At 59.4% G+C, this 12,473-nt stretch carries 11 protein-coding genes and 4 tRNA genes; 14 read left to right on the top strand and 1 reads right to left on the bottom strand.

Going from position 1 to position 12,473, the window contains the following annotated elements; all coding sequences use genetic code 11:
- Window positions 1-24: 24 nt before the first annotated feature.
- The 11 genes from P3C29_RS02335 to P3C29_RS02385 all read left to right on the top strand — a co-directional run bounded on the left by P3C29_RS02335 (window position 25) and on the right by P3C29_RS02385 (window position 8,602).
- Window positions 25-657: a phosphoribosylanthranilate isomerase gene (locus P3C29_RS02335; RefSeq protein ID WP_201122723.1), complete on the top strand. Its 633-nt coding sequence runs from the start codon at window positions 25-27 to the stop codon at window positions 655-657.
- 243 nt (window positions 658-900) lie between these two features.
- Window positions 901-1,821: an acetyl-CoA carboxylase, carboxyltransferase subunit beta gene (gene accD / locus P3C29_RS02340; RefSeq protein WP_010175741.1), complete on the top strand. Its 921-nt coding sequence runs from the start codon at window positions 901-903 to the stop codon at window positions 1,819-1,821.
- Window positions 1,818-3,125 (top strand): bifunctional tetrahydrofolate synthase/dihydrofolate synthase, encoded by a 1,308-nt coding sequence (folC, locus tag P3C29_RS02345; RefSeq protein ID WP_275963828.1) that lies wholly within the window; start codon window positions 1,818-1,820, stop codon window positions 3,123-3,125. The genes accD and folC overlap by 4 nt, the downstream gene beginning before the upstream one ends.
- Window positions 3,109-3,771, top strand: coding sequence for an SPOR domain-containing protein (locus tag P3C29_RS02350; RefSeq protein WP_010175738.1), 663 nt, complete (start codon window positions 3,109-3,111; stop codon window positions 3,769-3,771). Before folC ends, P3C29_RS02350 begins: the two co-directional genes overlap by 17 nt.
- Window positions 3,772-3,946: 175 nt before the next feature.
- On the top strand, window positions 3,947-4,504 hold the full coding sequence (locus P3C29_RS02355; RefSeq protein ID WP_003212681.1) for a CvpA family protein: 558 nt from the start codon (window positions 3,947-3,949) through the stop codon (window positions 4,502-4,504).
- 41 nt (window positions 4,505-4,545) lie between these two features.
- Window positions 4,546-6,051: an amidophosphoribosyltransferase gene (purF, locus tag P3C29_RS02360; protein ID WP_003212683.1), complete on the top strand. Its 1,506-nt coding sequence runs from the start codon at window positions 4,546-4,548 to the stop codon at window positions 6,049-6,051.
- 66 nt (window positions 6,052-6,117) lie between these two features.
- Entirely contained in the window at window positions 6,118-7,329 is a 1,212-nt protein-coding gene (locus tag P3C29_RS02365) for an O-succinylhomoserine sulfhydrylase (protein WP_169387647.1), read from the top strand.
- Window positions 7,330-7,340: 11 nt separating this feature from the next.
- A complete protein-coding gene (locus P3C29_RS02370) occupies window positions 7,341-8,105 on the top strand; it encodes an SDR family oxidoreductase (RefSeq protein WP_010175731.1) in 765 nt (254 codons plus the stop codon).
- A 107-nt stretch (window positions 8,106-8,212) separates the two neighbouring features.
- Window positions 8,213-8,288 (top strand) — tRNA-Val (locus tag P3C29_RS02375).
- A 55-nt stretch (window positions 8,289-8,343) separates the two neighbouring features.
- Window positions 8,344-8,420, top strand: a tRNA-Asp gene (locus P3C29_RS02380).
- A 105-nt stretch (window positions 8,421-8,525) separates the two neighbouring features.
- Window positions 8,526-8,602, top strand: a tRNA-Asp gene (locus P3C29_RS02385).
- 165 nt (window positions 8,603-8,767) lie between these two features.
- Here P3C29_RS02385 and P3C29_RS02390 read toward each other — a convergent pair.
- Window positions 8,768-10,051, bottom strand: coding sequence for an FAD-binding oxidoreductase (locus P3C29_RS02390; RefSeq protein WP_275963829.1), 1,284 nt, complete (start codon window positions 10,049-10,051; stop codon window positions 8,768-8,770).
- A 184-nt stretch (window positions 10,052-10,235) separates the two neighbouring features.
- On the opposite strand from P3C29_RS02390, the gene P3C29_RS02395 reads away from it, so the two are divergent.
- The 3 genes from P3C29_RS02395 (at window position 10,236) to P3C29_RS02405 (ending at window position 12,431) form a co-directional block, all read left to right on the top strand.
- Window positions 10,236-10,312: transfer RNA gene (locus P3C29_RS02395), tRNA-Val, on the top strand.
- Between the two features lie 321 nt (window positions 10,313-10,633).
- On the top strand, window positions 10,634-10,966 hold the full coding sequence (locus P3C29_RS02400; RefSeq protein WP_275963830.1) for a hypothetical protein: 333 nt from the start codon (window positions 10,634-10,636) through the stop codon (window positions 10,964-10,966).
- Window position 10,967: 1 nt separating this feature from the next.
- Window positions 10,968-12,431, top strand: a complete 1,464-nt coding sequence (locus P3C29_RS02405) for a hypothetical protein (protein ID WP_275963831.1) — start codon at window positions 10,968-10,970, stop codon at window positions 12,429-12,431.
- The last annotated feature ends 42 nt before the right edge of the window (window positions 12,432-12,473 follow it).

The raw sequence follows: 12,473 nt of genomic DNA on the forward strand, positions 1-12,473 counted from the left end.
GACACGCCCTGAGGTTTCATCGACATGTCTGCCGTTCGCAGCAAGATTTGCGGGATTACCCGCATAGAAGACGCGTTGGCGGCGGTCGAGGCGGGGGCCGATGCCATCGGTTTCGTGTTTTATGCCAAAAGCCCGCGGGCGGTGAATGTGTTGCAGGCGCGGGCAATCATTGCCGCGCTGCCGCCGTTCGTGACCACCGTGGGGTTGTTCGTCAACGCCAGCCGCTGCGAACTCAATGAAACCCTCGATGCCGTGCAACTCGACATGCTGCAGTTCCATGGCGATGAAAGCCCTGACGAGTGCGAAAGCTATCAGCGCCCGTATATCAAGGCGCTGCGGGTCAAGGCCGGCGACGATATTGCTGGGGCGTGCGCTGCTTACACTGGCGCCCGCGGGATTCTTCTCGACACCTACGTCGAAGGCGTTCCCGGCGGCACCGGCGAAGCGTTCGACTGGTCGTTGATTCCCGAAGGCTTGAGCAAGCCGATCATCCTGGCGGGAGGCCTGAACCCGGGCAACGTGGCAGGCGCCATCCGGCAGGTTCGGCCGTACGCGGTGGACGTCAGCGGCGGGGTGGAGCAGGGCAAGGGCATCAAGGATCACGCAAAGATTCGCGCATTCATGCAAGCCGTGCGCGACAGCAGCGGGACGATGTGACGGCTGGCAGTCTGCCGCCGTCCATAACTACCACTGTGTAAAACAGCCCGGCGCCGCCTGTGGGAGGCCCGGAAATGAAGTGGCAACCCTGCACGGCAGGTTGTCTGGAAGGCTGAGGGCGCAGGCAGGAAATGGCAGGTCGAACGTCTGACCCCGTCCAGCTTGTGTCATCGCCACATATGAATTTAGCTCAAGGGCATACGCGGGGCTGTGTTCAGGCCGCCGGTACTGGAGAAAGAAAGCATGAGCAACTGGTTAGTAGACAAACTGATCCCCTCGATCATGCGTTCCGAGGTGAAGAAAAGCTCGGTTCCTGAAGGTCTTTGGCACAAGTGCCCTTCCTGCGACGCGGTGTTGTACCGCCCGGAGCTGGAAAAGACCCTGGACGTTTGCCCCAAGTGCAACCACCACATGCGTATCGGCGCCCGCGCCCGCATTGATATCTTCCTCGACGCCGATGGTCGCTCCGAACTGGGCGCTGACCTGGAGCCGGTCGACCGTCTGAAATTCCGCGACGGCAAGAAGTACAAGGACCGCCTGACCGCTGCCCAGAAGCAGACCGGTGAGAAGGACGCGCTGATCTCCGTCAGCGGCAAGCTGCTGGGCATGCCGGTAGTGGTTTCTGCCTTCGAATTCTCCTTCATGGGCGGCTCCATGGGCGCCATCGTCGGTGAGCGTTTTGTACGTGCCGCCAACTACGCCCTGGAAAATCGTTGCCCGATGATCTGCTTCGCAGCCTCCGGCGGCGCGCGGATGCAGGAAGCACTGATTTCCCTGATGCAAATGGCCAAGACCTCTGCGGTACTGGCGCGTCTGCGTGAAGAAGGCATTCCGTTCATCTCCGTGTTGACCGACCCGGTCTACGGCGGCGTGTCCGCCAGCCTGGCAATGCTGGGTGACGTGATCGTCGGTGAGCCAAAAGCCCTGATCGGTTTCGCCGGCCCGCGTGTTATCGAGCAAACCGTGCGCGAAAAACTGCCGGAAGGCTTCCAGCGCAGTGAGTTCCTGCTGGAGCACGGCGCGATCGACATGATCATCGCCCGTTCCGAACTGCGTCCGCGCCTGGGTAACCTGCTGGCACAAATGATGGGCCTGCCGACACCTGTGTACGTCGCGCCTAAAGTAGAACCGATTGTCGTGCCACCGGTGCCTGCAAACATATGACCCAACGTACCCTGGGCGAATGGCTCGCCTACCTTGAGCAGTTGCATCCGTCAGCCATCGACATGGGCCTGGAGCGCTCGCAACAGGTAGCGACCCGCCTCGGGTTGGGCAGGCCGGCACCGCGTGTGATCACGGTGACCGGCACCAACGGCAAGGGCTCTACCTGCGCCTTTGTCGCCGCCTTGCTGCAAGCCCGGGGCTTGAAGGTCGGCGTGTACAACTCGCCGCACCTGCTGCGCTACAACGAGCGGGTGCAACTCAATGGCGTCGAAGCCACTGACGAGCAACTCTGCGAAGCCTTCGCCGCACTCGATGCCGGGCGTGGCGAAATTTCCCTGACGTATTTCGAAATGGGCACCCTCGCGGCGTTCTGGCTGTTCGAGCGTGCGCAACTCGATGTGGTGGTGCTGGAAGTCGGCTTGGGCGGGCGTCTGGACACGGTCAATGTGGTGGATGCCGACCTGGCGCTGATCACCAGCATTGGTGTCGACCACGCCGACTACCTGGGTAACACCCGTGAATCCGTGGCCTATGAAAAGGCCGGGATCTTCCGTCAGGGCAAGCCTGCACTGTGCGGCGACCTCGATCCGCCGCATACCTTGCTGGACAAGGTGCGTGAGCTGGATTGCCCGTTCTTCCTGCGTGGGCGTGAGTTCAATCTCGAGATCGGCGACCAGCATTGGCAGTGGCGCGGGCTTGATGCGCGTGGCCAGGCCGTTGAATTGCGTGACCTGCCGCTGCTGAACCTGCCGATGGAAAACGCCGCGCTCGCACTGCAAGCCTACCTGTTGCTGGATTTGCCCTGGCATGCCGAGCAGATTGCCGCTACGTTGCAGGCTACTCGGGTGGTGGGGCGTCTTGATCGACGAGCCTTCGACTGGAATGGCAAGCGCCTGAATCTACTGCTGGATGTGGGGCATAACCCTCATGCCGCTGAATACCTGGCCAAGCGCCTGGCGCGCACGCCACCCGCCGGTCGCCGACTGGCGGTGTTCGGCTTGTTGTCCGACAAGGACCTGGATGGCGTGGTTGCGCCGTTGCTGGGCAACGTTCAAGCCTGGGCGGTTGCGCCGCTGGATACACCGCGCAGTCGTCCTGCCGTCGAGTTGCAGGTGGCGTTACAGAACCTTGGTGCGTCGGTGACGTCCCATGCAAGCGTGACAGCCGCCCTGGAAGCCCAGTGCGCGATTGCGACGCCTGAGGATGAGATTCTGTTGTTCGGATCATTTTATTGTGTTGCCGAGGCACTCGAGTGGTTGGCCCGGCGCTCCACGGAGGAAGCTGCACATGGCATTACTGGATAGCGCATACAAGCAGCGAATGGTCGGAGCCCTGGTTCTGGTGGCGTTGGCGGTGATTTTTCTGCCGATGCTGTTTTCCCGTCAGGACGAGCAGCGCCAGGTGACCGTCGAAGCCCCGGCTGCGCCCCAGGCGCCGGCGGTGCCTCAGGTTCAGGTTGAGCCGGTGGTAGTTCCCGAGCCGCAAGCGCTGCCGGAAGAAGAGCCGGTACCGACCGACGATGAAGTCGCCGCACAGCAAGCGCCGTCGATGCCGGTTCAGCCGAGCGTACCGGTGGTCAAGCCTGCGCCTGCTGCTCCGGCGGTTGTGGCCAAGCCAGCAGCGCCGGCACCAGCACCAAAACCTGTGGCGCCGCAACCGGCGGCACCGGGCAAGCCGGACGTGGGGCAGAGCCGTATTGACCCGAATGGCTTGCCGATCAGTTGGTCGATCCAACTGGCCAGCCTGGCTAACCGCGAAAGTGCTGATGCGCTGCAGAAAAAGCTGCGCACCCAGGGTTACAACGCCTATATCCGCAGCGCCGACGGCAAGAACCGGGTCTTTATCGGACCGTTGATAGAGCGCGCCGAAGCCGATCGCCTGCGGGACTTGCTGGATCGCCAGCAGAACCTGAAGGGTTTTGTGGTTCGCTTCCAGCCCGAGCGCGGTTAAAACTGTAGGAGCCGGCTTGCCGGCGATGGCGTCCTTGAGGCCGCCATCGCCAGCAAGCCGGCTTCTGCATTTATCTGGCGCAACTCATTGATTTCAAATGCACTGCCAATCACAGCTTACCGATAGCCCGGCGCTCTGCTAAAATGCGCCGCCTTATCCGTCTGTAGGCTGAACTGTGCCATTTACCTGGGTTGACTGGGCGATCGTTGCAATCGTCGCCATCTCCGCTTTGATCAGTCTAAGCCGCGGCTTCGTTAAAGAAGCACTGTCGTTGCTGACATGGATCATCGCAGGGGTTGTAGCCTGGATGTTCGGCGGTTCATTGTCGGTCTACCTGGCCGGATACATCGAGACACCTTCGGCTCGCGTCATCGCGGGCTGCGCCATCATGTTCATCGCCACGTTGTTGGTGGGGGCAATGGTCAATTATCTTATCGGCGAATTGATACGCGTCACCGGCCTCTCCGGGACCGATCGATTTCTCGGCATGGCCTTCGGCGCCGCACGTGGCGGCTTGCTGGTGGTTGTGGCGGTCGGGCTGTTGAGCCTGGGGCCGGTACAGCAGGATTCGTGGTGGCAGGAGTCTGTACTCGTGCCAAAATTTCTATTGGTTGCAGATTGGTCCAAAAACCTCATTTTGGGGTGGAGCAGTCAGTGGCTGGCCAGCGGGATCAGCGTACCCGCTGATCTTCCGTTCAAGGAACACCTCTTGCCGGCCAAAACGCCTCAGTAAGTTGTGTTCAGTCAAGATTCATTAAGTAGGGGTTGCGTCGCATGTGTGGCATCGTCGGTATCGTCGGTAAGTCGAACGTGAATCAGGCGCTGTATGACGCGCTAACCGTCCTCCAGCACCGCGGCCAGGATGCTGCCGGTATTGTGACCAGCCACGACGGCCGGTTATTCCTGCGCAAGGACAATGGTCTGGTGCGTGACGTGTTCCATCAGCGCCACATGCAGCGCCTGGTCGGGCACATGGGCATTGGCCACGTACGCTACCCGACAGCGGGCAGCTCGACGTCGGCCGAAGCCCAGCCGTTTTACGTCAACTCGCCGTATGGCATCACCCTGGCGCACAACGGCAACCTGACCAACGTTGAACAGCTGGCCAAGGAGATTTACGAATCTGACCTGCGCCACGTCAACACCAACTCGGACTCCGAAGTACTGCTGAACGTGTTCGCCCACGAGCTGGCCCAGCGCGGCAAGCTGCAGCCGACCGAAGAAGACGTGTTCGCCGCCGTGACCGACGTGCACAACCGTTGCGTCGGTGGTTACGCCGTCGTCGCAATGGTGACCGGCTACGGTATCGTTGGTTTCCGCGACCCCCACGGCATCCGCCCGATCGTGTTCGGCCAGCGTCACACCGACGAAGGCGTCGAGTACATGATCGCCTCCGAAAGCGTGTCCCTGGACGTGCTGGGCTTCACCCTGATCCGCGACCTGGCACCGGGCGAAGCGGTCTACATCACTGAAGACGGCAAGCTGCACACCCGTCAGTGCGCACTGAACCCGAAACTGACCCCGTGCATTTTCGAACACGTGTACCTGGCGCGTCCGGATTCGATCATCGACGGTGTTTCGGTGTACAAGGCGCGCCTGCGCATGGGCGAGAAGCTGGCCGACAAGATCCTGCGCGAGCGTCCTGACCACGACATCGACGTAGTGATCCCGATCCCGGACACCAGCCGCACCGCAGCGCTGGAGCTGGCGAACCACCTGGGCGTGAAATTCCGCGAAGGCTTCGTCAAGAACCGTTACATCGGCCGTACCTTCATCATGCCGGGCCAGGCGGCGCGCAAGAAGTCGGTACGCCAGAAGCTCAATGCGATCGAGCTGGAGTTCCGCGGCAAGAACGTGATGCTGGTGGATGACTCCATCGTGCGTGGCACCACTTGCAAGCAGATCATCCAGATGGCCCGCGAAGCCGGGGCGAAGAACGTTTACTTCTGCTCCGCCGCGCCTGCCGTGCGTTACCCGAACGTGTACGGCATCGACATGCCGAGCGCTCACGAGCTGATCGCCCACAACCGTTCGACCCAGGACGTTGCAGACCTGATCGGCGCCGACTGGCTGATCTACCAGGACCTGCCGGACCTGATCGAAGCGGTTGGCGGTGGCAAGATCAAGATCGAGGAGTTCGATTGCGCGGTGTTCGACGGCAAGTACGTCACTGGCGATGTCGACGAGGCCTACCTGAACAAGATCGAGCAGGCGCGTAACGATTCCTCGAAGATCAAGACCCAGGCGGTCAGCGCGATCATCGACCTGTACAACAACTGAGTAGACACCGGCCCTGAGGGGCCGGTTTTGCATCTTTGATAAAGCATTCGAGTTGAGGAGTAGAGCATGAGTCAGGAATGGGATGCCGGTCGCCTGGATAGCGACCTCGATGGCGTAGCTTTCGATACCCTGGCTGTGCGCGCCGGCCAGCACCGCACCCCGGAAGGTGAGCACGGTGATCCGATGTTCTTTACCTCCAGCTATGTGTTCCGCACTGCGGCCGACGCCGCAGCGCGTTTTGCCGGTGAAGTGCCGGGCAACGTTTATTCGCGCTACACCAACCCGACCGTGCGCGCATTCGAAGAGCGTATCGCCGCGCTGGAAGGCGCCGAGCAGGCGGTCGCCACTGCCACGGGCATGGCCGCGATTCTCGCGGTGGTCATGAGCCTGTGCAGCGCCGGCGATCATGTGCTGGTGTCGCGCAGCGTGTTTGGCTCGACCATCAGCCTGTTCGAAAAGTACTTCAAGCGTTTTGGCATTGAAGTCGACTACGTGCCGCTGGCAGACCTGTCCGGCTGGGACGCGGCCATCAAGGCCAACACCAGATTGCTGTTCGTCGAGTCGCCGTCCAACCCGTTGGCCGAGCTGGTAGACATTGCCGCATTGTCCGAAGTGGCTCATGCCAAGGGCGCGATGCTGATCGTCGACAACTGCTTCTGCACGCCGGCACTGCAGCAGCCGCTGAAGCTGGGCGCGGACATCGTTGTGCACTCGGCCACCAAGTTCATCGACGGCCAGGGCCGTTGCATGGGCGGTGTGGTTGCCGGGCGCAGCGAGCAGATGAAGGAAGTGGTGGGCTTCTTGCGCACCGCTGGCCCGACCCTGAGCCCGTTCAACGCCTGGATCTTCCTTAAAGGCCTGGAAACCCTGAGCCTGCGGATGAAGGCCCATTGTGCCAACGCCCAGGCGCTGGCCGAGTGGCTGGAGCAACAGGATGGTATCGAAAAGGTCCACTACGCCGGCCTCAAGAGCCATCCGCAACACGAGTTGGCCCAGCGCCAGCAGCGTGGTTTCGGCGCCGTGGTGAGTTTCGAGGTCAAGGGCGGAAAAGAGGGCGCCTGGCGCTTTATCGATGCAACCCGCCTGATCTCCATTACCGCCAACCTGGGTGACAGCAAGACCACCATTACTCACCCAAGCACCACCTCCCACGGCCGCCTGGCGCCGCAGGAGCGTGAAGCGGCCGGTATTCGTGACAGCCTGATCCGCATTGCGGTGGGCCTGGAAGACGTTGCTGACTTGCAGGCCGATCTGGCCCGTGGGTTGGCTGCCCTGTGATCGAGTGGTCCATGGAGGCGGCAACCGCCAGTAACGGACGGGTCGCGCTGGTGACTGGCGCGGCGCGGGGCATCGGCCTGGGGATTGCCGCCTGGTTGATCAGCGAAGGCTGGCAGGTGGTGCTTACGGACCTCGACCGTGAGCGCGGTTCCAAGGTGTCCAAGGTGCTGGGCGACAACGCCTGGTTTATCACCATGGACGTGGCCGATGAGCGGCAGGTCGCCCAGGGCGTGGCCGAGGTGCTCGGCCAGTTCGGGCGTCTGGACGCACTGGTTTGCAATGCGGCAGTCGCCGATCCACGTAATATCACGCTGGAAAGCCTTGACCTGGCTTACTGGAATCGCGTGCTGGCGGTAAACCTCAGTGGGCCGATGCTGCTGGCCAAGCACTGTGCGCCGTATCTGCGGGCCCACGGTGGCGCCATCGTTAATCTGGCCTCGACCCGGGCCCGTCAGTCGGAGCCGGACACCGAGGCCTACGCGGCGAGCAAGGGCGGTTTGTTGGCCCTGACCCACGCGCTGGCCATGAGCCTGGGGCCGGAAGTGCGGGTCAATGCCGTGAGCCCGGGCTGGATCGATGCCCGTGACCCGGCGGCGCGGCGTGCCGAGCCGCTCACGGATGCGGATCACGCCCAGCACCCTGCGGGCAGGGTAGGCACTGTGGAAGACGTGGCGGCGATGGTGGCGTGGTTGCTGTCGCGCAATGCGGGGTTTGTCACCGGGCAGGAGTTCGTCGTTGACGGTGGCATGAGCAAGAAGATGATTTACAGCGAGTAGGGCGCGTGACGGTCCTGAAGCAATTTTGTCTTTTTCAGAAAAACTTCAAGCAGGCTATTGACTTAGGTCTGCTATCTGCGTAAATTTCGCGGCCTCAACGAAGCAAAGGGTGATTAGCTCAGCTGGGAGAGCATCTGCCTTACAAGCAGAGGGTCGGCGGTTCGATCCCGTCATCACCCACCACTTCTTGAGAGTTTTGCCTTCGGGCAAGACGCAACGTTAAAGGTTGCACCGACGCGCAGCGGTAGTTCAGTCGGTTAGAATACCGGCCTGTCACGCCGGGGGTCGCGGGTTCGAGTCCCGTCCGCTGCGCCATATTTTCCAGGTCTGATGTTTCAGATTTGAGATTGAACAGCCAAGGCTGCTCAGTCAGATGTTTGAAGGCGGTTGAAGGTGACACTTCAACAGTCTGAGCGATACGCAGCGGTAGTTCAGTCGGTTAGAATACCGGCCTGTCACGCCGGGGGTCGCGGGTTCGAGTCCCGTCCGCTGCGCCATATCTGTTCCAGGGCCCACTGAACGCCCTGAGACGCCAAAACAAGCCGTTGGCTTGGTTGGATCGATAGCAAAGACCCTGGTCGAAAGACCGGGGTTTTTTGTGTCTGCGATTTGGCTCGGTACCTGATGGACAGGGGCCGGCAAGCCAGCCCCGTGATCCGGGATCAGAACCCCAGCTTGTCCCGCAGCCCGTAGTACCAGGCGCCCAGCGCCGCAAACGGCGTGCGCAACAGTTGCCCACCCGGAAACGGGTAGTGCGGCAGGCCGGCAAACGCATCAAAACGCTCTGCCTGGCCTCTCAGGGCTTCCGCCAGGACCTTGCCCGCCAAGTGGGTGTACGTCACGCCATGGCCGCTACAGCCCTGGGAGTAATAGATGTTATCCCCCAGGCGGCCAACCTGTGGCAGGCGCGACAGGGTCAGCAGGAAATTGCCGGTCCAGGCGTAATCGATTTTCACGTCCTTGAGCTGCGGGAACGCCTTTAGCATCTTCGGCCGGATGATCGCTTCGATGTTCGCCGGGTCGCGCGCGCCATACACCACGCCACCGCCGAAGATCAGGCGCTTGTCGCTGGTCAGGCGGTAGTAGTCCAGCAGGTAATTGCAGTCCTCGACGCAGTAGTCCTGCGGCAGCAGTGTCTTCGCCAGCTCATCGCCCAGTGGCGCGGTGGTAATCACCTGCGTACCGCACGGCATCGACTTGGCTGCCAGCTCGGGTACCAGGTTCCCGAGGTAGGCATTGCCCGCGACAATAATGAACTTGGCCCTGACCTTGCCGTGTGCCGTATGCACCACCGGATTGGCGCCGCGCTCAATGCGAGTCGCCGCCGACTGCTCATAAATCGTGCCGCCGAGGGATTCCACCGCGGCCGCTTCGCCCAGCGCCAGGTTCAGCGGGTGAATGTGCCCGCCGCTCATGTCCAGCAGGCCGCCCACATAGTTGTCACAGGCGACCACTTCACGAATGCGCCGCTCGTCCAGCAACTCCAGCTGGGTGTGGCCGTAGCGCTCCCACAGGCGCTTCTGCGACTCCAGATGGCCCATGTGCTTGCCGTTCAGCGCGGCGAACACTCCGCCGTCCTTCAGGTCACACTGGATCTGATACTTGGCCACCCGGTCCCGAATGATTCTGCCGCCTTCAAACGCCATGTCGCCCAACAATTGCGCCTGCTTGGGGCCGACACTGCGCTCGATCACATCGATGTCACGGCTATAGCTGTTGACGATCTGCCCGCCGTTACGGCCCGACGCGCCAAAACCCACCTTGGCGGCTTCCAGTACCGTCACGCGAAAACCGTTCTCCAACAGGAACAGCGCGCTGGAAAGCCCGGTATAACCGGCGCCGATCACACACACATCGGTTTCGACTTCACCTTGCAGCTCCGGGCGAGCAGGTACCGCATTCGCAGACGCGGCGTAATACGACTGGGGGTAGGGGGTGTTCGCCATCCTGGAACCTCTGTTTTATATTTTTTACGAGTGCGTCGATCCTACCTGAGTTGAAAATCCGCTGCCAGCCACCGGAAAAATACGGCTGTGCTGCCCACAAATAAAAAATTCGCATATTCATAGGCTTAGCTGCAAAAAAGGTGTTGACACCCCTCGGGAATTCCGTAGAATGCCGCCTCACAGCAGGCACGTAGCTCAGTTGGTTAGAGCACCACCTTGACATGGTGGGGGTCGTTGGTTCGAGTCCAATCGCGCCTACCAAACAAAATCCGCTCTGCTGGGCGGTCTAGAAGGGCTCACCGAAAGGTGGGCCCTTTTTTGTTGCCTGCGATTTGCAAAACTCCCACCTCAGAACACCCATTCGGCGCCCACCTCCAGGTGCCGATCTTCTTTTCGTCGTGTCCCTCCTGATAGTGCTTCGTCATCTTCTCGTCCGCGTGCCCCATGAGCGCCTGGATGTATTGCTGTGGGAATTTCTGTTGCTCGTAATCGTCGTTACGTGGCTTCTGAAATGCCGCGAGACGGAGTAGATATGTTCGCCTGCAACAAGCCTTTTCGCGTTACAGTGCTTGCGCTAGAGGGGTGGGAAAGATCGCTGAATTCGAAAATTTTCTGGCTGATATTTCGACAGACTACGGTAAAGTACACGCGCCAAAAACGGGAGCATGGCGTGTCTATCTGGCCGTTTCGCAAGAACATAATTACATGATGGACAGAATATTTGCATTTACTGATTTGCCAATTCGCCTGTTGATACATGTAGGCGGAGCAGGAGAATTGTTGTTCGGTTTGGCTTTCCAGTTCGACCTGAGCGAGCGATTAGCGTTGCTTGTAGGTATCGTATTGAGGGTGCCTGTTGACTTTCTACTATCGAAGAAAATTTACTCGGAAAATTTAAATTACCTGGAGCGATAACTTGAACAGGGTTTCTTTATTAAATGGATTGGCCGTTGCAGGTTTGCTTCTGCTGGTCCATCTCGTGGTTGGCTTTATGCCAGTTGGCGATGGCGCAGGATGGGACGGTGGAGTATATGTTCAATATATTCAAAGCCTGAGCCAGGGAAATCCTGTTCTGGGTGACCCTTACCGGTCTATTCGTATTTCGGGATTCCTGCCTCTGATACTGGCATCTGCTCTGGGCGCGTCCAAGGCAGGACTGATCTGGGTTCAGCTTTTACTAAACGTAGTCATGCTGTCGGTAGGCGCTGCATTGCTTCACGACACCCTGTTACGGCTCAACGTTAAAAAATCGGTTGCCACAATATCTGTAGCGATTTTGACCTGCAGTTGGGTGTTTTTGTGCATGCCGATGTTCTATCCGATCCTTAGCGACCACGTCGCGTTAGCCATGGTCTGCGTTTGCCTGTGGTGCTGGGTTCGTTCATATCGTTGGGCTCTGTACGCTTTCTGTTCATATTTTACTTGGTTGATGCCTGGGCTGTTTCTGATTCCCTTGATACTGGCCACGTTTCCCCATGAGCCTACTCTAAAGTCCGAGAGCGGACTTATCAGTTCTAAGTTGTCTTTGTGGTTGTTTGCAGTGATCGCTTTACCGGCTTCTGTTGCGATGCTGTTCATGATTTATAAAGTACCGTTATCAGAAGTGGTTGCGCATGGTGCCACTGTGATCGGTGCAACCTCCAGCCTCGACATGATTTTGTTGTCGGTCAGTGCCATGCTGGTTTCACTGTTGTTGATTGTGTGGCTGGGTGTCAATCTGTTACTGGATCCTGTGACTTGGCGCTCGATAAGCTTCAGTGGCCTTTTTTGGGGAGGGTTGTCATTTATAGTGTCCGCCGTCTTAATCAAGACTTGTTTTGATTGGAACGGAGGTTTCAAAGGGCCGCCGCTATTAGATTTTCTGTTTTATCAGTCGCTTGCTGCTCCTTTTAAGCCGATCATTTCCCACTTCATCAGTTTTGGACCCGTTATATTACTTGCCATATCTGCTTGCCTGGCCTGGTCCCTCGGGCGTAGATCCTCGATCCCCAAGGCATTGATCGTTATCTGCTTTGCCTTCCTACCGTTGCTGGCCTATGGCTCTGAAACTCGGCAGTGGATCGGTGTGCTGCCTATCGCAGTGATAATTTTTGCCGTTTCAGACTTTGCCTGGCTAACACGTGTGTGGTGCCTGGCGAGTTCGGTCGTAGTGTTTGCGCCGTCTTTGTGGATTAAGGGCTACGTGGGAATGGCAGCGACCACTGGTTTAAGTTTTCAAAGCTACCAATGGCAATTTTATTTCGGCCGACAGGGGCCATGGATGTCCATGACCGTTTACCAGATCGGCTTGATCCTGGTGCTGGTTTTTATCGCTGTGGCGGTATTTTTGCAGAAGCAGGCGAAAGAGCAGGTTGTAGCAACTGTTCCTTCACTGAACTAATCCTTTGTCGGCGATGCGCGATCATTCAGCGTATTGCCGCTT

The organism is Pseudomonas sp. 1912-s (assembly GCF_029269205.1).
Taxonomy (GTDB): Bacteria; Pseudomonadota; Gammaproteobacteria; order Pseudomonadales; family Pseudomonadaceae; genus Aquipseudomonas.